Source organism: Xanthomonas campestris pv. asclepiadis (genome assembly GCF_020784175.1).
Taxonomy (GTDB): Bacteria; Pseudomonadota; Gammaproteobacteria; order Xanthomonadales; family Xanthomonadaceae; genus Xanthomonas; species Xanthomonas campestris_D.
Genome location: NZ_JAJGQM010000026.1, coordinates 19,422 through 39,798 on the forward strand (window position 1 = coordinate 19,422; position 20,377 = coordinate 39,798).

Genomic DNA, 20,377 nt, shown 5'->3' on the forward strand with positions numbered 1-20,377 from the left:
ACCTTTCGGTGTTGCGCTGCCTTTTCATTCCCTGCAGCGCACCCGCCTGATGGCGCATGCGCCGCAACGACGGCCTGGCAGCGCCGTCTGTGTTGTCGCCGGTGCGCGCGCCGGGTCCGCTACAACGGCACCAATTGGCTGGTCTATACCACTGACCTGCGCAGCATGGCCGGAGCTGCGTGCATGAGCACCTCGCATCAGGTGCACGGCATGAGCCTGGAATTGGCACTGCCGGACTGGCCGGTGTTGACCGCCGAGGAAATCCATCGCGTGCTGCAGCACTTTTGCGCTGCTGGCGATGGCGCATTGATTCGCTGGCATAGCGCACGCCCGTTTTCCGCCGCCGCCTGCGTGGACACCGCCACCGGCACGCTCATCGTCAAGCGGCATCACCGCAGCGTGCGCAGCATCGCCGACTTGCGCGAAGAACATGGCTTCATGGCGCACCTGCGCTGGGCCGGCGCGCCGGTGGTCGAGGTGCTGCACGATCCTTCTGGCCGCACCGCCCTGGCCGATGCGCACTGGGTCTATGAAGTACAGCGCGCAGGTCTCGGCCAGGACCTGTATCGGGACGCCTTGTCGTGGACGCCCTTTACCAGCACCGCGCATGCGTTGGCGGCAGGCGCCGCGCTGGCACGCCTGCATCTGGCTGCGCAGGGATTCGATGCACCGCCGCGCCAAAGCAGCGTACTGGTGGCCAACCTCGCCCTGTTCGCGCAGGCCGATCCGATCCGGGCAGTGGAACAGGCCTTGCTGGCGCGCCCCGGCCTGGCCGCCGATTTTCAGGACCGGCCCTGGCGCCGCGACCTGGCCGACCATCTGCTGCCCTGGCACGCCCGGGCATGGCCGATGTTGTCGGCGCCCGGCGCATTGCCGCCGCTGTGGACGCACGGCGACTGGCATGCCTCCAACCTGCTGTGGCGCACGCACGACGATGGCGACATCGAGGTCAGCGCGGTGTTCGACTTCGGCCTGTGCGACCGCAGCTTTGCGATGTTCGATCTGGCCACGGCGATCGAACGCAATCTGATTCCATGGTTGAACCTGGATGCGGGGCAACGCGCGCAGCCGCAGCTGGAACAGCTAGACGCCTTGCTGGACGGCTACACACGGCACTGCGCACTGGACGCCGCGCAGCTGCGGCAGCTGGCCGCCTTGCTGCCGATCGTGCATGCCGATTTCGCCCTGAGCGAGATCGACTACTTCGCCGGCATCACCCGCTCGGCCGACAACGCCGATATCGCCTATCACCGTTACCTGCTCGGCCATGCGGACTGGTTTGCCAGCGCCGATGGCCAGCGTCTGCTCGATCACCTGCACGTACGCGCGCGCCGGTTGCCATGAGCGGTCTTCCTTCTCCTTTTCGAGTCTTGCGCATGCACCTGTCCGCCCCCCTGCCCCACCACCGCCCGCTCGCGCTTGCACTTGCGCTATGTGTTGCCACGCCTGCACTCGCGCAGCAGCACCCCGGTGCCGAGGCGGTCGAACTGGATGCGGTCAACGTGCGTGGCGAACGCGCCGACGCCAGCACGGCGTTGACCGGCTTCGGCGCCACGCGGCTGCTGGATGCGCCGGCCTCGATCGCGGTGATCGATCGCCAGCAAGTGCTCGACCGCCAGGCACGCGTGCTCAGCGAGGTATTGCGCGCCGATGCCTCCGCCGGCGAGGCCTACGCACCGATCGGCTACTACGAGAATTTCGTCGTGCGTGGCTATTCGCTCAACGCCGCCAATAGCTACCGCATCAACGGCCTGAGCGCGGTGGGCGAGCAATCCATCGCGCTGGAAAACAAGCAGCAGGTGCAACTCCTCAAGGGTCTGGCCGGGCTGCAATCGGGCGTCAACGAACCGGCCGGACTGATCGACTACCGCACCAAGCGGCCCGAGTACGTGCGCAGCGTGACCCTGGGGACCGACGAACAAGGTTCGCGCTATGTCGCCGCCGACCTGGGCGACTGGTTCGGCGCCGAACGCAGCCTGGGCCTGCGCGTCAATGCCGCACGCGAAGACATCGACAGCTATGTCGACCACGCCGACGGCTACCGCAATTTCCTCTCGCTGGCCGGCGACTGGAAGATCACCCCGCAATCGCTGCTGCAGTTGGATGTGGAATATCAGCATCGCCAGCAACGCTCGGTGCCGGGTTATCAACTGCTGGGCGGCACCCAGGTGCCGCGCGCCATCGATGTGCATCGCCTGCTCGGCTACCAGCCGTGGTCGCGGCCGGTGGAGATGGATGCGCTCAATGCGCAGCTGCGTTACGCCTACCAGTTCAACGACGACTGGCGCGCCACTGCCGAAGCGGCGCGCAGCCGCTCGGTGATCAACGACTTCTCCGCGTTCGCCTGGGGTTGTTACGGCGCGGCCAGTTGCGCCGATATCGCCACACCGAACTTTTTCAGCGCGCAAGGCGAGTACGACGTCTACGACTATCGCAACCCCGACGACACCCGCGTTCACGATCAACTGCGCGCCACGCTGGAAGGCCGCGTGCTCACCGGCGGACTGGATCACCACCTGAGCATCGGCGGCGACTGGCTCCGCCGCACCATCGATCGTTTCGGTTCGGTCAACGAATTCGTCGGCAGCGGCAGCATCGACCGCGACCCGCAGGTGTTTGCACAAACCGACGTCGCCCTGGACCCGAAACAGCGCCGCCTGGACAGCCGGCAACGCGCCCTGGTGGTCGCCGACCGGATCGGGCTTGGATCGCAATGGGAGCTATCGCTGGGCGCGCGTTATGTGCGCCTGGACGAGCGCAGCTTCGATCGCGATGGCGTCCTGGAGCGCCGCACGCGCAAGGACACGCTGCTGCCGCAGGCGGCGCTGCTGTTCAAACCGCAGCAGCAGGTGTCGCTGTACGCCAGCTACGCCAAAAGCCTGGCCGCCGGCGGTACCGCCCCGTGGTTTGCCGACAACGCCGATGAGATCCTGCCGCCGACCAATGCGTACCAGCTGGAAACCGGCGCAAAATTCGATTTCGACGGCCTGCGCCTGGGCGCGGCGCTGTTCGACATCCGCCAGGCCTACCAGTTCACCCAGCCGCAGGCCGATGGAGGTCTGTTGTTCGTGCAACAAGGCCGCCTGCACAACCGCGGGCTGGAACTGTCGGCCGATGGCGCGGCCACCGCGCAGCTGCGCATCTTCGCCAGCATCGCGGCGATCCGCGCGCGCGCCGAAGACACCGATATTGCCGAGTACGAAGGCCACCAGGCCATCAACGTGCCCAAGCTGCGCGCCAGCCTGCAGGCCGACTACAGCGTGCCCGGCATCGATGGCCTGGTGCTGCTGGCGGGCGTGCAATACAGCGGGCGCAAGTTCGCCGACCGGCTCGGCAACGCCAGCGTGCCGGCCTACACCGTGGCCAACCTGGGCGCGCGCTATGCCACCGCACTGGGCGGGGTGGTCACCACCTGGCGCTTGAACGTGGACAACGTGTTCGACAAGCGCTACTGGCGCGATTCCGGCGAATACCAGGGCGATGCCTATCTGTTCCCGGGCGCGCCGCGTACGGCGCGCTTGACCGCGCAGGTGGATTTTTGAGGTCTGCTGCCCCCATCCGCCCTTCGGGCAGCTTCCCCCGCAGGCGGGGGAAGGATAGCGAACCGAAGGCCCCTGTGCCTGTGCGTGTTTCAGGCACTGGCTGAAGGGAAGCAGGGGTCAGCGGTGAGGGCGCTGCCGCGCTTGCATGCAGGCAGATTCAGGGCATCGCGCAGCATCCACTTCCGACCGCACCGCTGTTTTGCACGGCCTGCACCTCTTCCACCGCTGTCCACTTTCCATCAGGCATTGCATGTCATTGCTCGAATCCACCGCCGTCGTGATCAACCTGCTGGGCGTGTGGCTGACCGCGCGGCGCATTCGCTGGTGCTGGCCGGTCGGCATCGTGGCGGTGGCGCTGTATGCCTGGCTGTTCTATCAGTGGAAGCTGTATTCGGACATGCTGCTGCAGGGCGTCTACGTGCTGACCCAGCTCTACGGATGGTGGCACTGGCAACGCGGTGCCGCTGCAGAGACGCGGATTCGCCCGCTGCCGATGCCGGCTGCGGAACTGTGGCTATCGCTGTGCATCGGCGCGGCGTTCGCTGCTGCGCTCGGTGCCTACATGCATCACCGCACCGATGCCACGCTGCCGTGGCTGGATGCGGCGCTGGCCAGTTTCAGCTTGGTTGCCAGCGTGTGGGCCGCGCGCAAACGCATCGCCAACTGGGTGCTCTGGATCGTGCTCGATTGCATTTACGTAGGCCTGTTCTTGAGCAAAGGGCTATACCCCACCGCCCTGCTCTACGCCGGTTTCGTGGGGCTTGCGGTGTATGGATGGCGTAGCTGGAAAGCCCAACAGCAGCAGAACCCGGCAGGCGTCGCCTGAGCCACCTGCAGTTTGCGGGCGCGTTCTTCTTTACCATCGCCGCATGTACCTCTCTCACCCAACTGTCTTGCACAGGCGCTGCAGCCACCACCGGCGGATCGCCGCATGAGCGCACCGCGCCAGCACGCCATCACCGAAATCGTCTCCGCGCAGATCGCCGCCGGCGAATGGGGCCCGGACCAGCGCCTGCCGGTAGAGCGCGAGCTTGCCGAACGCTTCGGCTGCACACGCATCACCTTGCGTGAGGCCTTGCAGCAACTGGAAGCGCAGGGACGCATTTACCGCGAGAACCGTCGTGGCTGGTACGTCAGCGCACCGCGCGTGCGCTACGACCCCACCAGCATCGCCGGTTTCATGCAGTACGTGGCGGCGCAAGGGCGCAAGCCGCGCACCGAGCTGTTGAGTGCCACACGACAGGCAGCGGGGGCTGCCTACGCGGGCGCCTTACGGCTGGAGACGCCGTACGAAGAAGTCTTCGTGCTGCAACGCCGCCGCTGGATCGACCGCCGCGCGGTGCTGCTGGAAACCAACGTGGTGCTGGCCGCCTGGGCACCGGGCCTGCTGGAACACGACCTGGCCGGCTCGCTGTCGAGCGTGTTCAACCAGAAACTCGGGCTGTTCCTGAGCCGCGCGCAGCTGTCGATGCATCCGGCCGGGCTGGACGCCGCGCAAGCCCTGTTGCTGCAGTCCACCACCGGCACGCCCTGCTTCCGGCTGCAGCGGATCAGCTTCGCCGAAGACGGCCGCGCAGTGGAGCTGGATATCGAATCCTGGCGCCACGACGCGCTGGAAGTGGTGGTGCGGACCGAGGCACCGATGCGGTCGGCTTCTTGAGCGGCTAACAAGACTACGTCACGTCAGTCACCGCACTGCGGCCTGGCTGCAGGGCCCTTGCCGACCCACCATCGCGGGACACGCTGCGAGGACGTCCTTGTAAGCTCTTACGCGGCATCCATGCCGCGTAAGAGCCCGCGACGGGGGGCGGGCAAGGACCAGTCAAGATGGTCGGTGTGCGTGTTTTCAACAAAGCAACCGACTCCCTCTGTGGTGCGGAGTCCTCGCCGATTGCGGGACCGTGTGGCGGCATGGATGCGCCACCGAGCCCCCAGGGACGGGTTCACGGCGTGTCCCGCGAGCGGTGAGGGCACCGCGCCCTCGACCCACTCGGCGTTTGACCTGGACTTCCGATAGCACCCACCAACATACGGCCGACAAAGCCACTGCACTCACCGTACGGCGAGCAGTCGTCAGGTTGAATAGGACAGCGCTCAAGAACTGCACTGTACGAGTCCACCGAACACCGGCTGCACCCGCCTGACGGTGAGCATGCCGCTTTGGCAGCTGTTCTACGCGTCAAATAGTCTGCGTTGTGGATCCGGCGGCGGTAAATCGGCGAGCAACTGCGAGAGTTGATCGCGCTGCGCACGTAGCGGGTCGTGCATCAGGAAGTTGGCCAGGCGGGCGTGCCAGGCCGGCCAGCGCGTGGCCAGGGCATCCATGTCGCCATCGGCCGGGCGGCCTTCGTGCGGCGAGGCGACAAAGGCGGTGTCGCACAGCACGTTGCGCCATCCCAGCCCACCCATGCGCAGGCTCAGGTCCACCAGTGCCGCATACCAGGAGCCATAGCTGCTGGCGTCCAGGCCGCCGGCCTTGCGCCGCGCGCTGCCGCGCAGCAGCACCGCATGGCCGATCGCCGATGGCAGTTCCGGATGCAGCGGCGGCATCGCCGCACACGCAGCGGCCAGCCGCTCCGGCGCGGCCGGCAGCGGATTGAGTTCGCCCAGGCGTGGCCAGGCACAGGCTTCGCCTACATTGCTCCACGGGGTGGCGGTGGCGATCGCCGCATCGCGCGCAAAGCAGGCGTCGAGCTGATTCAACCAACCCGGCAGCGGGCAGGCATCCACCCCCAGCACCACCACATCGGCATCGCCGCAGCCGCTGAGCATTTCGTCCAGATGCGCCACCTCGCCGAGCATGCGCTGGCGCCGTGTGTGATGCGCCTGCAGGCGCGTACGCGCCAGCCAGTGCGCGATCACAGCACGGCCGCGTGGGCCGGCCTGCGCATCGTCGGCCAGCCACACCCGCGTGCCGGCGGGCGTGGCCGCATCCAGTGCACCCAGGCACGCATCCAGGGCCTCGTCGTCGGTGCCGACCGGCACCAGCACGACGGGCAACGTGTCGTTCATTAAACCTCAAGCTAGCTGATCAATTAGCTCCAAGCATATCAGGCGATATTGGAAAGAACTTCACCGTCCCGAGCGGCGAAAAAGACCTGTAAAACAGCGCCAATCAGCCAGAGATGCAAGCAATCTCTATTAATTTAAATTAATTATCGAAAATGCTCGATAACCACCCCAGGGCATATCCAAGCACTCGGCAACCCCGGAAGTTGTTGCAGTAATGACCCATCCCGATGGAATAGGGGAAACCCCGCACACCTGCATAGCGGCCTGTCCAACTGAATCGGCTAAAGTGTAAGAAAGATACATCGATTTACCTGGATCGTAACACTTCGCATCACCAGAATTTACGCGAGTAATAACCCAGTTCACAGGAATCTGCGAAATCGAGCACGCATTTATTTGCGATAGCCCCTGAACCCTCTCAATCCTGTAGGCCAAGTACCCAGTAGGTCCTGGGCAGTTCGGAGCCCCGACACTGTTTCAACAATTACCCAGCCGGCAGGGATTGTGGACCCTTGACACACTTCTATCACTGTGCTTTTGACCAAAGAGACATCCCGAACCCTTTTTACTAGACCATCTTTGCAATAGCCAGCCAGTTCATTTGATTTAATTATTGCATCTACAACGGATCCACTCTTAACCGCGTCACTGGCGCAAACATAATCAAAATCATCATATTCTGATGCCCTTGAAATACCAGGAACATAAATCAAAGCGATCGCGAGAAAAACTTGGCATAGAAACATCTGTAAAATTTTGGCGCGCATATCTTTTCACATCCATATGTGTACGTAGCCTTACGTTAACCGAGCACAGAGCTAAATTCCGCGACCGCAATCACAGAAAAAAATAACCTCGACGATTAATCACTTATTTCCTATCAATTATTTTTCCCGGGATGAAGAGGCTCCATCGCACGGAATCGTTGGCCGTATTCGTCGGTGAGGTTGCGCGCTTCCTGCGGGTTGCGCACGATCGACGGGGTAATCAGCACGATGACTTCGCGGCGAGTCGTATCTCTGGTCTTCTGACCGAACAACGCACCGACAACCGGCAACTTGCTGAGGAACGGCACCCCGGAACTTCCATCGCTAGTGCTGTCGTCGATCAGCCCGGCCAACATCATGGTGTCGCCACTCTGCACCGCGGCTTCGGTTTTGACACGGCGCGTGTTGATGTCGACATTGCAGGCGGCGCTATTGACGGTTGTGGTGGTCGCGGCCGTACACGCAGCAGGACGCGCACCAGGCGTACTGATTTCCTGCACGATATCCAGGAACACCATGCCGTCCTTGGTGACGCGCGGACGCACTTTCAGGATCACACCGGTATCGATGTATTGCACCGACGAGAAGCTGCTGTCGCTGCCCAGCCCGGTGTTGATCGATGTGGAATTGATCGGAATGCGCGAACCCACATTGAGCGTGGCTTCGGCGTTGTTTCGCACAAAGACCGATGGCGTCTGCAGCAAGCGAATATTGGTGACCTGATCGAGCGCACTGATGACCGCGGCTGCATTCTTCCCCAAGAACGTCCAGCCCACACCGTTGTTGGTGATACTTCCGGCGATATCGCCCCAGATATTTCGGCCGGCGGCCGGCGGCAATGCAGGCCCACCATTTCCATTGGCATCGAACGGCCGGGTCACTGCGTTCTCGAAATACCAGTTCACACCGTAGCTCAGCTGGCCCGTCAAATTCACCTCCGCCACCTGCGCCTCGATATGCACCTGCATCGGCATCACGTCGAGCTTTTCAATGACGTCGCGGATGGAGGACCACGCCTGCGGGGTGGAGCGCACCAGCAAGGTATTGGTTTCGGCCACCGCCGACACGCCGACCTTGTCGCCTTCCACTTCCAGCGTCACCGCGCCATTGCCGTTGCTGCGCGGCGACAGCTGCAGGCTGCCGTTGCCTAGTCCACCGCTGCTGCTGCCACTGCCGCTGCTGCCGCCGAAGCTGCTGCCGGAGGAGCTGCCATCGCTGCTCTCGCCGATGCTGCCGCCGGTGGTGCCCGAACTGCCGCCCATGCTGCTGTCGCGGTTGCCCAGCGCGCCGCCGAGCACGCTGGTTTCCGAGCCAGGGGCCAGCGAAGCGTTGGAGTCGCCGTTGTTGCCGCGCCCACCGAACACTTCCGACAGGCGGTCGGCCAGGTCCTTGGCCTTGATGTACTTCAATTCGTACGAGAACAGGCGCACGCCGCCGCCGGCGCTGTCGATGCGGTCCAGCCACTGCTGGATCTGGTCCAGGTAGCGCGGTTGCGGGGTGATCACCAGCACCGCGTTGGCGTTCTCCAGCGGCATGAACCGGAACATGCCGGCGCTGGGCGTCTTGCTCTGTTCGCCAAAGACCTTTTCCAGATCTGCAGAAACCTTTTCGGCCTTGCCGGACTGGATCGGGAATACACCCACCGACATGCCCGACAGCCAGTCCACGTCGAAGATCTGCACGGTGCGCAGGTAGTTCTCCAGCTCGGCGCGGGTGCCGCCCAGCGTGATCACGTTGCGCGAATTGTCGGTGCCGACGATGGCGTTCGGGCGCGCGTACGGCTCCAGCACCTTCTTCATTTCGCTGGCGGAGATGAACTTCAACGGCACCACGCGCACCTCGAAACCGCGCGCGGCCGACGGCGATGCGGTGCTGGGCGCGACGGTGCCGGCCAGCGCCTGGTCGGCCGGCACGATGTTGTAGCGGCCGCCGCTGAACACCATGCGCGCGTTGTTCCAGCCCAGCACCATTTCCAGCAGGTTCAAGGCCTGCGCCGGTGAGACCGGATTGGGCGTGGCCAGGGTCACGGTGCCCTGCACGCCGGGGGCAATGACGTAGTTCTGCCCGAGCATGTCGCCCAGGATCGCCTTGACCACCGCCTGCACCGATTCGCCTTCGAAATTGAAGGTGGCGCTGCCGCTGCTGGCCATGCCCAGCGTCGGTGCCGGGGCGCCAGCCGCGCCCTGGTTGATCATGGTGCCGCTGCCACGCCGGATCACCGGGGTGGGCTTGGCGCTGGCATTACCCTCGGCGCGTTGCTCGGCACTGGTCTGGGTGGCACCGGCAGCGCCGACTTGCGGGTCCAGGCGCGCGTCGCGGCGCACCTCCGGCGGCGGAGTGGAGGCGCAACCGGCCAACAGGCCGATCAGCAGGGACACGGGAAACAGGCGCTGCGTCATGCGTTCACTCATTGGGTCTGACCGGGGGTAGAGCCGCTCTGGCGCTGCTGTTGCAGCTGGCGGCGTCGGGCTTCGATACGTTCGCGGATGGCGCGCATCTGATCATCGGAGGGGCGTGGGGCTTCCTGGGCGCCATCGCTGCGCTGCGGCGGCACCGTCGGCGGTGTCTGCCCACCGGGCTGCTGTGGCGGCGTGGCGGGCTGGGTCTGCGGCGGCTGCGTCGGTGCGGCCGCGGCGGCATCGGGCGACGGTAACGGCGGCATGGCGCCGGCAGCGCCGCGCGCGCCCGCATTGGCGGTGGGCGGTTGCCCGCCCAGGCCGTTGAACACGTGCAGCTCCAGTGTCTGAGTGCCACCGGGGCCTTCGATGGTTGCGCTGCGCGGCTGCAGGGCGAGCAGGCGCCAGCCCTTGACCGCTTCGCCGCCCAGCTGCACACGCACCGAATCCTGCGGGTCCAGCGTCAGCGTGGCCATCTTGAAGTTGTCCGTCAGCAGCACGCCGGTCAGGCGCACCGTCGAGGCGGCGCTGCTGCCGTCATTGCCGGACAGGAAGAACGGATGTGGCAGGCGGTCTTCGGCGAAGGCCGGATGCGCGGCGATCTCCGAATATTTTTCGAACGCGCCCAGCCGTTCCGGCGCCGGTGCCGGCAGGGTGGGCAGGCGCTGCACCAGGGCCGGGTCGTCTGGCAGCAACTCCACGCGCTTGCCCAGCCCGGCCACGGCCAGCACGCACACCAGCAGCGCCCAGCCAACCACGGTGGCCAGCAGCCAGGTGCGCAGACCGATCATGTCAAGGCGCATTGCTGGCCTCCGCGGCGTCTGCAGCGGCAGGCGCGGCATCGGTGTTCAACGGCGCGGCGCTGGCGCCCGGGCGCAGGTAGCCGGCCAGTTCGAAGGCGATATCCAGGCCGTTGCCGCTTTCGTTGGGCGAGAGTTGGTAGCGCTGCGCCATCACGTTGAGATTGTCCACGAACAGGCGCGGTGTGCCGTTTTCCAAGCTGTACAGCACCGAGGCCAGCTCCGGCGTGCCGCAGCGCAGGCGCACCTGCACCGCGACGCGGGTGAAGCGGTCCTTGCTCTCCGGCTGCAGCGGCGAGCGGTTGCTGATGGCGCAGCTGCGGTTGCCGGGGCTGGCTTCCACCACGGCGCGCTCCAGCCGCTGCACCAGACCGGCCGAGGCCAGTTCGGCCGAGGTTTCCGGCAGGAAGCCGGGGCGGCTTTCCAATGTCTGGCGCGCCTGGCGCAGCCGCTTGCTGACTTCCGGCGCCTGCTGCAGTTGCACGCGCACGCGCAGCTCGCGCTCGCGCAGCGCTTGCAGGTCGTCCTGCACGGCGATCATCGGCTGGGTGAACCAGGGGTGCACCAGCACCAGATAGGCCACGCCGATCACCAGCAACAGCAGGCCCAAAGCGATCCAGCGGTCGCGCTTAACGCTGCGTGGCATCGGCCGCCTCCTTGGCATCGGGGCCGGCCAGTTCGGCGGTGATGGTGAAGCGGTCGACGTTGCGACCGGCATCGCTCTGCAGCACGCCGGTCAGCGAGGGCGTGCGCCACAGCGGCGAGCCCTCCAGACGCCGCACCAGCGAAGAGGCTTCGTTGCTCAACCCGATCAACTGCAATTGCCCGCCTTCGACCGAGAATTTTTCCAGATAGGTGCCGCCGGGCAGGCGCCGGCTCAGCTCGTCCCAGATTTCCACCGAGGTCGGGCGGGTGGCGCGCTGCTGCTGGAAGAACGTGGCACCTTCGACCAGATCCAGCAACTGCTGGCGTTCGGCGGCGACCTGGCGCGCGCGCGCGGCGTTGGCCTGCACCTTGGCACGCAGGTCGTCGGCGGCCTGGCGGCGGTTGTCCAGCAGCAGCCAGCCGGCCACGGCCAGCAGCACCAGTGCGGCGGCGGCCAGCAACAGATTCCAGCGCTGCATCGGGTCGCTGCGCCGCAGCCGGCGCGCCGGCGGCAGCAGGTTCACGCCCAGTGGCAGGCCCTGCGCATCGGCGACATCGATGCCGGACAAGGCGCTGGTCCATGCGTCGGGCACGCCATCGGGGCCATCGATCAGGCGTCGCGGTACGACCACCAGCTCGGCATCGAGCTGGCCATCTTCGCGTACGTCCAGCACGCGCGCATCGAAGTACACCTGGTCGGCGGTGAACGGGGTTTGCCGATCGATCTCGAAGCGCGCCACATCCTGCAGCCGCGCCGCGGCGGCGGCAGGCAGGCGCAAGGGACGACGCAGGGCATGCGCGGCCGGCAGCAGCCAGTGCCGCGGCAGGCCTTCCAGCGCGGTGGGCAGCAGGGCATTGACTTCCTGCGGCTGCACCGGCCACGGCAGGCTGGCGATGGACTCGCTGCTGTGATCGCGCTGACGCAGCAACTGCAACGCCTGCCCATCGAGCTGCAACAACAGCCGCGACGGCGACAGGCCCAACTGCCATTGCCAGCGCTGCGGCAGCCAGGCCAGCAGCGATTGCTGCCACCAACGCCAGAAGCCTCCGGCTCCCGGCATGGCGCGTACGCCGATACGACCCAAGGTATCCCGCCATGCGGTCATTGCACTGCTGCTCCCTCTTCCCAACGCAACACGGTATACGCCGACCCAGGTAATGCGGACGCACTGGTGGAGACGACTGCCCGCAACACGGCCTCGCGTCCCTGACTCAGTCGCGCCCGGCTCTCGATACTATAAGTGTCCGACCCACCGACCGTCGCCTCGCTGCCCGGCAAACCCGGCGGCGCGTCACGCTGGGCCAGCAGTTGCCGCGCATCCAGGCCCATCGCAGTCAGCACCGGGCCGGGCGCAAAGCGCGCTTCGGGACGCGAGCGGCCGCTGTACAGGGTGAGGTTGGGCAACAGCTTGCGATACAGCTCGCCATCCATGCCCAGCACCAGGCGCAACTCGCCCAGCGTTTCGAACGGGCCATCCTTGGCACTGTACGGCAATCCGGCATCGGCGTAATCGCGATCTTCTGCGCCACCGCCGGGCTGGCTCAGCGAGTCGCCATCGCGCCAGTCGACGATGGCGCCGGCAATGCGCGTATCGCGGCCCTGTTCGGCACCGACCGCGCGCACCAGGCCGGCCAGCAGCGCGGGCTCGGCCATGTTCAAGTCCACCTTGCCGCTTTCGTCGGTAATGCGGATCTCCACCGTGGCATCGTCCATCTGCCAACGATAGCGCCGTCCGTCTGCAAGCCAGCGCGCCTGGGTATCGGTGCTCTGCAGGCGGGACAACGCGTATTCCAGCCCGGAGCGCGCGTATTCCTGCGCCTGCGCGCCATTGCGCAGCATGCTGCCCTGCAGCGCTTCCACCCGCGCGGTCAGCGCGAATGCGCCGATCATCGCGGTGAGCAGCGCAATCAGCCACAGCACCAATACCAGCGCGGCACCGCGCATTGCGCTCATTGCCCTGCTCCCGGGTTGCTGGATTGCGGCAAGGCCACCACCAGCGGCGGCCAGGCGGCACCGCCGCTACGGATATCGATGCGCACCAGCAACGGCAGACGGTCGTGCCATTCCCACTGCGGCAACCATGCGCTCAGGCGGCCGCTCTGCGGATCCATGCCGCGATACCGAAAGCTCACCTGCTGCACGCCGTCGGCAAGTGTTTCCGGCGGCAGCGTGGTGCCCTCTTCGATCGACTTGCCCGATTGCAGCATGGTCAATGCGATCCGCAGCGTGCGCTGCTCGCCATCGCCGGCCACCGACAGATCATGCAGGTACGGCCCGCCACGGCCCAAGTAATCCGGCACATCGGCGGCAAAACGCATGCGCTGCGGTTCGCCGATGAACAGCATCGGCTGCTGACTTTGCGGGTCGATGCCCATCGCGAACGGCAGTGCCGCCGCCAATCGCCGGCGCAGGAATTCTTCCACCGCACGCACGCGCTCGCTGCGCTGGGCGATCGCCTCGCCGCGCTGGCTGACCGCACTGGCCGAGCGCAAGGTGGCAAACGCCAATGCCAGCCCGCCGACCAGCAACATCGTCGCCAGCAACACTTCGATCAGGGTGAAACCGGCGCTGCGCGAGCGACTCATGGCGCGCTTCCCGGTTGCGCCGCAGCCACCAGCCGCAAGGTGCGCCACTGCAGGACCTGGTTGGGTTGCTCGCCCCAGCGCACAACCAGGGTCAGCTGCAGCAGCGTGTGCGCACCGGGGGATACCGGCGCCTGCGGATTGCGTCGTGGCTCGTCGTACGGGCGCACATCCATCGACCAACGGAAATGCCCGTCTTCGAAGGTGCCTTGTTGCTGCTCGGGCACCAGCGGTTTGTCCATGCCCTGGGCGGCCAGCAACGATTGCGCATGCAAGGTGGCGCGCGTGCTGTCGTCGGCCGCACGCACCTGACGCGCGGCACCGGACAGCGATCCCAGCAACAGGCTCAACGCCAGCGCCAGCAACGCAAAGGCGACGATCACCTCGATCAGCGTGTAACCGCGCTGACGCTTCATGGCGCCGGCGTCCGCAACTGCCCGGAACGCACTTCGCCGGTGATCCAGCCCACGTCCACGCGCCAGATGGCGTCCTTGACGCGCAGATCGATGCGCCCGCCGGTGGAGGCGCCATCGGGGAAGAACTGGATGGCGCCCTGATCCTGCCGCGACTGCACCTGCCGCGCGCCGGTGAAACGCACCTCCAGCGACGACGGCAGATCGCCGTGATGGCCGCCGGGCGCTTCCCAGCGGCGCTGCTGCGGATCGATCAGAAAACGCTGCGGCGTGCCGGTGGCGATCGCCTGCGTGCGCGTGTAGCGCAGCTGCGAGGCGATCGCCTTGCCGGCGGTGCGCAATCGCATGCCGTCGATCCCGCCGTTGAGCGCTGTGGCGGCCAGCACGCCGGCCATCGCGATCAAGGCGATGACCAGCAGCATCTCCAGCAACGAACTGCCACGCGTGCGTGTGCGACCAGGGCCGACCACTCCATGCGGATGACGCAACGGCTGACACGCAACGCGCATGGCGAACGGCTTATTGGTACTTGATGTCCGAATCGTAACTGCTGCCACCGGGGCGGCCGTCCTTGCCCAGGCTGATCAGATCGAACGGCTGGCCATCGCCGGGCGCGCGGTATTCGATGGTGTGGCCCCACGGGTCGTTGAGTTCGGCCGGCTTGGCGTACGGGCCGAGCCAGCCGCTGCTGCCGCCCGGCTGGGTGACCAGATCATCGAGCTTGCTTGGCAACTTGCCTGTGTCGAGCTGGAAATTCTCGATCTTGCCGGCCAGCGTCTGGATCTGCGACTTGGCCAGGTTGGCCTTGCCGCGATCGGCACCACCGAGCACACGGCTGCCGACCAGGGTCAGCACCGCGCCGATCAGCACGATGACGATGATGATTTCCAGCAGGCTCATGCCGGCCTGGCCTGCACGCGATGGACTACGGGTGATGGAGCGCTTGATCATGAACGATTTCCTTGCACGTCGATGAAAGATGCTGCCGCCAGAAGATGACACGGCGGCCATTGCAATGGTTCCCGCATGGGTGTCGCGCGGTCGCCGGAAAGTTGTTGTGACTCCACTACCACGTTATCCGATGGCATTGGTCAGGTCATACAGCGGTACGAGCACCGAAATGATGACAAGCCCCACCACCGAGGCCAGCACCAGCGTGATCAGCGGCACCAGCGCGGCCAGCGCGCGGTCGATGGCCTGCGCGGTTTCCAGCTCGAAGGTGTCGGCGGTCTTGAGCAGCATCGTGTCCAGCGCGCCCGATTCTTCGCCGACCTGGATCATCTGCAGGGCCAGCCGTGGGAAGCGTTTGCCGCGTGCCAGCGACATCGCCAGGCCATGGCCGTTCTTGACGTCGTCGGCCGCGGCGTCGACATCTTCGACCAGCGCCAGATTGGACATCACATTGCGCGCAATACCGATCGCCGCCAGCAGCGGCACGCCGTTGCGCAACAAGGTGCCCAGGGTACGCGTCAGTCGTGCGGTTTCCAGGCGCGCGATCAGGCTGCCGACCACTTTCTGCCGCAGCAACCATTCGTCCAGCGCGGCGCGAAACGCAGCATTGCGCCGTTTGCGATCCAGCCATAGCCCGAGCACGCCCGGCACCACGATCAACACCAGCCACCAGTCGCGCACCAGCAGGCCCACGCTCAACACCGCCTGGGTGAACCACGGCAAGGCCACATCCAGGCTTTCATACATCTGCGCGAACTGCGGCACCACATAGCCGAGCAGGAACAGCAGCGCACAGCCGACCACCGCCAGCAGGATCGCCGGATAGATCAACGCGTTGATCACCTTGCCGCGCAGCGCACGACTGCGCTCCAGGTAATCGGCCAGGCGCTGCAGCGTGTCCTGCATGCTGCCGCCGGCTTCGCCGGCGCGCACCATGTTGATGTAGAGCTTGGAAAACAGCCCGTGCTGGCGTTCCAGCGCCGAGGACAGCGGCGCGCCGCCACGCACGGTGTCGCGCACATCGCCGATCACGCGCCGGCTCTTTTCGTCTTCGGGCAGATCCATCAGGATCGACAGGGCGCGATCCAGCGGCTGGCCGGCACCGATCAGCGTGGATAACTGCTGGGTGAATTGCACCAGCGCGGCGTTGTCGAACGGCTTCTTGCGCAGCAGCATGCGCAGCGACGGCGAGTCGTTCTCGCCGGTGGCCAGGCGTGTTTCCACCGGCAGGTGGCCCTGCTCCTGCAGGCGCAGGGCCACGTCGGCGTCGCTGGCCGCTTCCATCTGGCCATCGAGCATTTCGCCGTGGGCGTCAAGCGCTTTGTAGCGGTACAGGGGCATCAGGCTGGACGGCCGGGATTGGGGAATCGGGAATCGGGAATCGGGAAAAGCAGGATCCTGCGCTGCGTTGGCGCGAGTGGGCGCAGCTGTGCGCGTGCGTGACGCGTTGCCGGGACCTTGCCCTGGTTATCTTCCGATCCTGAGCATCCGATGCTCGTTGTGGCTCCGTTGACTCTCACGCATCCTCCGTCACGCGCAGCACTTCTTCGATGGTGGTTTCGCCACGCAAGGCCTTGGACAGTCCGTCTTCGTACATGGTGCGCATGCCGGCCTTGCGGGCCAGTTGTTCGATCTCGCCCATGCCGGCGCGACGCATCACCGCACGCCGCAACTCGTCGTTCATGACCAGGAATTCGACGATGGTGGTGCGGCCGAGGTAACCGGTCGGCGCGGCGGCAGAGGCGCGCGGACGATACAGGTATATCTCGCCGTCCGGCTGCAGCCGGCGCAGGTTGAAGCGTTCGATCTCTTCCGGCGATGCCGGATAGCGCTCGGCGTTGGCCAGGTCGAGTTTGCGCACCAGGCGCTGCGCCAGGATGCCATTGATGGTGGAGGTGAGCAGATAGTCTTCCACGCCCATGTCGAGCAGGCGGGTGATGCCGCCGGCCGCATTGTTGGTGTGCAGCGTGGACAGCACCAGATGGCCGGTGAGCGCGGACTGGATCGCGATGCGTGCGGTTTCCAGGTCGCGCATTTCGCCGATCATGATGATGTCCGGATCCTGGCGCACGATGCTGCGCAGCGCGTTGGCGAAATCCAGCCCGATCTGCGGCTTGGCCTGGATCTGGTTGATGCCTTCGATCTGGTATTCCACCGGGTCTTCGACGGTGATGATCTTCACGTCGGAGGTATTGAGCTGGCTCAATGCGGTGTACAGCGTGGTGGTCTTGCCCGAACCGGTCGGGCCGGTCACCAGCATGATGCCGTGCGGTTGCTCCAGCACCTTGCGGAACTGCGGCAGAAACTCTTCGGTAAAGCCGAGCTTGTAGAAGTCGAACACCACCGTCTCGCGATCGAGCAGACGCATCACCACGCTCTCGCCGTGCGCGGTGGGCACGGTGCTGACGCGCAGGTCCAGCTCCTTGCCCTGCACGCGCAGCATGATGCGGCCGTCCTGCGGCAGCCGGCGTTCGGCGATGTTGAGCTTGGCCATGATCTTGATGCGGCTGATCACCGCGGCGGTGAGTTTGGCCGGCGGGCTTTCGCCTTCCACCAGCACACCGTCCACGCGGTAACGCACCTTGAGCCGGCTTTCGAACGGTTCGATATGGATGTCCGAGGCGCGCAATTCCACCGCATGCTGGATCACCAGATTCACCAGCCGGATCACCGGCGCTTCGGACGCCAGGTCGCGCAGCGCTTCGATATCGTCGCTGCTGTTGGCATCGCCGTCGGCGGTTTCCACGATGGTGCCCATCGCGCTGCGGCCCTGGCCGTACCAGCGCTCGATCAGATCGTCGATTTCCGAGCGCAGGCCGACCTGCAGGAACAGCGGGCAACCGGTCGCAAGCCGCACCGCGTCGATCGCGTAATCATCGTAGGGATCGGCGATCCACAACTCCAGCCGGCCATCACGTTCGCCGACCGGGCATAGATGGAATTGCTTGAGGAAGCGCAGCGACAGCCCCTGCACTTCCGGCAGCATTTCCGGTGGGGTATCGCCGAGCTGGCGTGCATCCACCAGCGGCAGACCCAGCACATCGGCGCAGGTCTCCGCATGATCGCGTTCGGACACCAGGCCCAGACGGCCCAGTAAGGCCAGCAGGCCCATGCCGGATTCGGTCTGCAACTGGCGCGCGCGCAGCAGATCGGTGTCTTTCAGACGACGGCGTTCAAGCAGCGCTTCGACGATGCGTGTCTCCGCACTGCGATGCTCAATTGGATCGACGGCAACCGCGTTCACACTCGTCTCCACTGGTCCGGCGCCGACTGTAGCAGTTTGCCGCGACGATCAACCGTACGCATCTGAATCGTCCTGAAAAACGATGCCCCCGGTGATTGGCCGGGGGCATCGGTCACACTATGGGACGGCTTACTGTCGTGCGACGAGCGTCAGCTTCGTGTAGTCAGCAGCGCCCACCAACTTGATGTAGTAGGTGCCGGCCTTGGGGGCAGTGAAACGCACGGTTTCGCTGTTGCCCGGGCGGGTCGACTTGGCGTCGTAACTGGTGGCGCTGGGCTCGGCCTCATGGCTGACATACACCGACACATCGCCGGTGCCGCCGTAGGTCATGAAGCTGAGCACGGCACCGGCCTTGGCCTCGAAGCTGTACAGCGTGGAGCTGCCGGCGGCACCGCTCAGGCCGGTCAACGGGGCCTTGTTGGTCAAGGCGATGGCGGTCGGCGCGCAGCTCTCGGTGGCCGGATCGCAGGGCTCCACCAGCACCGCTTCCAGCGCGGCCTTGGCATCGACGATGCCGCTGCCGATCGGGGTGCTGGCCGGCGGGGTCACCGGGAAGCGGCGGCTGGTCTGCTTGAGCAGCGCTTCCACTGCGGCCGGAGTCAGCGGGCCATCGCCCAGACCGATCGACGCGCTCTGCACCAGCGCGACCACGCCGGCCACGTGCGGCGATGCCATCGAAGTGCCACCCAAACCCATATAGGTATAGGTGCCCGAGGTCGGCGTGGTCGTACCGGTGTAGCCGGCCTGCCAGATGTAACCGCCCGGATTGCCGTCCACGCTGCCACCGCCGCCCGGGCCGGACAGGTCCACCTTGCTGCCGTAGTTGGAGTAGTAGGTGATGCCGCCGGTGATGCGCGTGGCACCCACGGTGATGGTGTTGTTGCAGCTGGCCGGAGAATGGTTGGCCGCATCTTCACCGCTGTTGCCTGCCGCCACCACCACGGTGGTGCCGCGCGAGACGGCGCCGTTGATCGCCAGCTGGGTGGCCGAATCGCAGGGCTCGCCGCCGCCCAGGCTCATGTTGATCACCTCGGCCGGGTTGGTGTTGGCGGGCACGCCAGCAACCGTACCGCCGGACGCCCAGACGATCGCATCGGCGATGTCGGAGGTGTAGCCACCGCAGCGGCCGAGCACGCGCACCGGCAGGATGGTCGCCTTCGGTGCCACGCCGGCCATGCCTACGCCATTATTGGTCGCCTCGGCCACGGTGCCCGAGACATGGGTGCCGTGCCAGGAGCTTTCCTGTGCCAACGAGCCGTCGTAGCAGACGTTGTCGGCCTCTTCCCAGTCGCCGTAATCCAGCGCACCCGGCACGCGGGCATCGGTCGGACGACGCGAGACTTCGGCATCGGTAATGAAGTCGTAACCCTGCAGCAGGTTCCCGGCAAAGTCCGGATGGCCCGGCAGGATGCCGGTGTCCAGCACTGCCACCACCACGCCGGCGCCCTGCGACAGATCCCATGCGGCCGGCGCATTGATGCCGCCGTTGGGGTTGCTCAGATGCCACTGGTACTGCGCGTACAGCGGGTCGTTGGGCACCAGTTGCGGGGTTACGTCGGCGGCAGCAACGCTCTTCTTGATCTCGACCGGGCGCAGCATGCGATCGATCTGCACGTCGGCCACGGACGGGTCACTCTTGAGCTCGACCACCACCTTGTCCACCTGTGCGGTGGTCAGCGTGCTGGACAGCTTGATCAGGTCCGAGCCGATGCCGAGCTTGCGCACATACGTCGCCTTGGCGGCGGCTGCGCTGCTGCGTGCGCCGGTGCTCGCACCGACACGGCCGACGGCGGCCTGCACCGCGCTCAGCTTGCTGGCGCGATCGGTCGCAGCGGCGGTGTTGTCCTTGTAGCGCACGATCAGGCGGCTACTGAACGCAGCGCCGGCCGATGCTGCCTGGGTCGGTTCCTTGACCAGCAGTTGCGGGGCAGCAGCGAGCGTGCCCGATGCCCCGAGTGCCATCATCAAGATGGCGCCGGTCAGCGGGGAGAGACGGAAATTCTTGTCGATCACGGTGAAGTCCT

The 20,377-nt window shown here is 65.8% G+C and carries 17 protein-coding genes; 4 read left to right on the forward strand and 13 right to left on the reverse strand.

The annotated features are described in order from the left end of the window. Positions 1 to 183 precede the first annotated feature (183 nt). The 4 genes from LL972_RS12915 (at position 184) to LL972_RS12930 (ending at position 5,202) form a co-directional block, all read left to right on the forward strand. A complete protein-coding gene (locus LL972_RS12915; protein WP_228327937.1) occupies positions 184 to 1,344 on the forward strand; it encodes a phosphotransferase enzyme family protein in 1,161 nt (386 codons plus the stop codon). Between the two features lie 32 nt (positions 1,345 to 1,376). Then, positions 1,377 to 3,542: a TonB-dependent receptor gene (locus LL972_RS12920; protein WP_228327938.1), complete on the forward strand. Its 2,166-nt coding sequence runs from the start codon at positions 1,377 to 1,379 to the stop codon at positions 3,540 to 3,542. A 250-nt stretch (positions 3,543 to 3,792) separates the two neighbouring features. Beyond that, positions 3,793 to 4,368 (forward strand): nicotinamide riboside transporter PnuC, encoded by a 576-nt coding sequence (pnuC, locus tag LL972_RS12925; protein WP_228327939.1) that lies wholly within the window; start codon positions 3,793 to 3,795, stop codon positions 4,366 to 4,368. A gap of 105 nt (positions 4,369 to 4,473) precedes the next feature. Then, the gene (locus LL972_RS12930; RefSeq protein WP_228327940.1) at positions 4,474 to 5,202 is read left to right on the forward strand and encodes a UTRA domain-containing protein; all 729 of its coding nucleotides are present in this window, start codon (positions 4,474 to 4,476) and stop codon (positions 5,200 to 5,202) included. Between the two features lie 512 nt (positions 5,203 to 5,714). Here LL972_RS12930 and LL972_RS12935 read toward each other — a convergent pair. The 13 genes from LL972_RS12935 to LL972_RS12995 all read right to left on the reverse strand — a co-directional run bounded on the left by LL972_RS12935 (position 5,715) and on the right by LL972_RS12995 (position 20,366). Next, positions 5,715 to 6,554: a glycosyltransferase family 2 protein gene (locus LL972_RS12935; RefSeq protein ID WP_228327941.1), complete on the reverse strand. Its 840-nt coding sequence runs from the start codon at positions 6,552 to 6,554 to the stop codon at positions 5,715 to 5,717. Positions 6,555 to 7,434: 880 nt separating this feature from the next. Continuing rightward, on the reverse strand, positions 7,435 to 9,732 hold the full coding sequence (gspD, locus tag LL972_RS12940; RefSeq protein ID WP_228327942.1) for a type II secretion system secretin GspD: 2,298 nt from the start codon (positions 9,730 to 9,732) through the stop codon (positions 7,435 to 7,437). Continuing rightward, positions 9,729 to 10,520: a type II secretion system protein XpsN gene (xpsN, locus tag LL972_RS12945; RefSeq protein ID WP_039510363.1), complete on the reverse strand. Its 792-nt coding sequence runs from the start codon at positions 10,518 to 10,520 to the stop codon at positions 9,729 to 9,731. The genes gspD and xpsN overlap by 4 nt, the downstream gene beginning before the upstream one ends. Next, positions 10,510 to 11,163, reverse strand: a complete 654-nt coding sequence (gene gspM, locus LL972_RS12950; RefSeq protein WP_228327943.1) for a type II secretion system protein GspM — start codon at positions 11,161 to 11,163, stop codon at positions 10,510 to 10,512. Before gspM ends, xpsN begins: the two co-directional genes overlap by 11 nt. Further along, positions 11,147 to 12,268: a PilN domain-containing protein gene (locus LL972_RS12955; RefSeq protein ID WP_228327944.1), complete on the reverse strand. Its 1,122-nt coding sequence runs from the start codon at positions 12,266 to 12,268 to the stop codon at positions 11,147 to 11,149. Before LL972_RS12955 ends, gspM begins: the two co-directional genes overlap by 17 nt. After that, the gene (locus LL972_RS12960) at positions 12,265 to 13,116 is read right to left on the reverse strand and encodes a general secretion pathway protein GspK (protein ID WP_228327945.1); all 852 of its coding nucleotides are present in this window, start codon (positions 13,114 to 13,116) and stop codon (positions 12,265 to 12,267) included. The genes LL972_RS12955 and LL972_RS12960 overlap by 4 nt, the downstream gene beginning before the upstream one ends. Further along, positions 13,113 to 13,748: a type II secretion system protein J gene (locus LL972_RS12965; protein WP_228327946.1), complete on the reverse strand. Its 636-nt coding sequence runs from the start codon at positions 13,746 to 13,748 to the stop codon at positions 13,113 to 13,115. Before LL972_RS12965 ends, LL972_RS12960 begins: the two co-directional genes overlap by 4 nt. Further along, positions 13,745 to 14,161, reverse strand: a complete 417-nt coding sequence (gene xpsI, locus LL972_RS12970) for a type II secretion system protein XpsI (RefSeq protein WP_115050127.1) — start codon at positions 14,159 to 14,161, stop codon at positions 13,745 to 13,747. The genes LL972_RS12965 and xpsI overlap by 4 nt, the downstream gene beginning before the upstream one ends. Beyond that, positions 14,158 to 14,667 (reverse strand): type II secretion system protein XpsH, encoded by a 510-nt coding sequence (gene xpsH / locus LL972_RS12975; protein WP_228327947.1) that lies wholly within the window; start codon positions 14,665 to 14,667, stop codon positions 14,158 to 14,160. The genes xpsI and xpsH overlap by 4 nt, the downstream gene beginning before the upstream one ends. 10 nt (positions 14,668 to 14,677) lie before the next feature. Then, positions 14,678 to 15,109, reverse strand: a complete 432-nt coding sequence (gspG, locus tag LL972_RS12980; RefSeq protein WP_039426219.1) for a type II secretion system major pseudopilin GspG — start codon at positions 15,107 to 15,109, stop codon at positions 14,678 to 14,680. Between the two features lie 123 nt (positions 15,110 to 15,232). Then, the gene (xpsF, locus tag LL972_RS12985; RefSeq protein WP_104534596.1) at positions 15,233 to 16,450 is read right to left on the reverse strand and encodes a type II secretion system protein XpsF; all 1,218 of its coding nucleotides are present in this window, start codon (positions 16,448 to 16,450) and stop codon (positions 15,233 to 15,235) included. Positions 16,451 to 16,625: 175 nt separating this feature from the next. Next, positions 16,626 to 18,353, reverse strand: a complete 1,728-nt coding sequence (gspE, locus tag LL972_RS12990) for a type II secretion system ATPase GspE (protein ID WP_228327948.1) — start codon at positions 18,351 to 18,353, stop codon at positions 16,626 to 16,628. A gap of 129 nt (positions 18,354 to 18,482) precedes the next feature. Next, positions 18,483 to 20,366 carry a diffusible signal factor-reguated S8 family serine peptidase gene (locus LL972_RS12995; protein ID WP_228327960.1) on the reverse strand — a complete coding sequence of 628 codons (1,884 nt, stop codon included), beginning with the start codon at positions 20,364 to 20,366 and terminating at the stop codon, positions 18,483 to 18,485. Positions 20,367 to 20,377 lie beyond the last annotated feature (11 nt).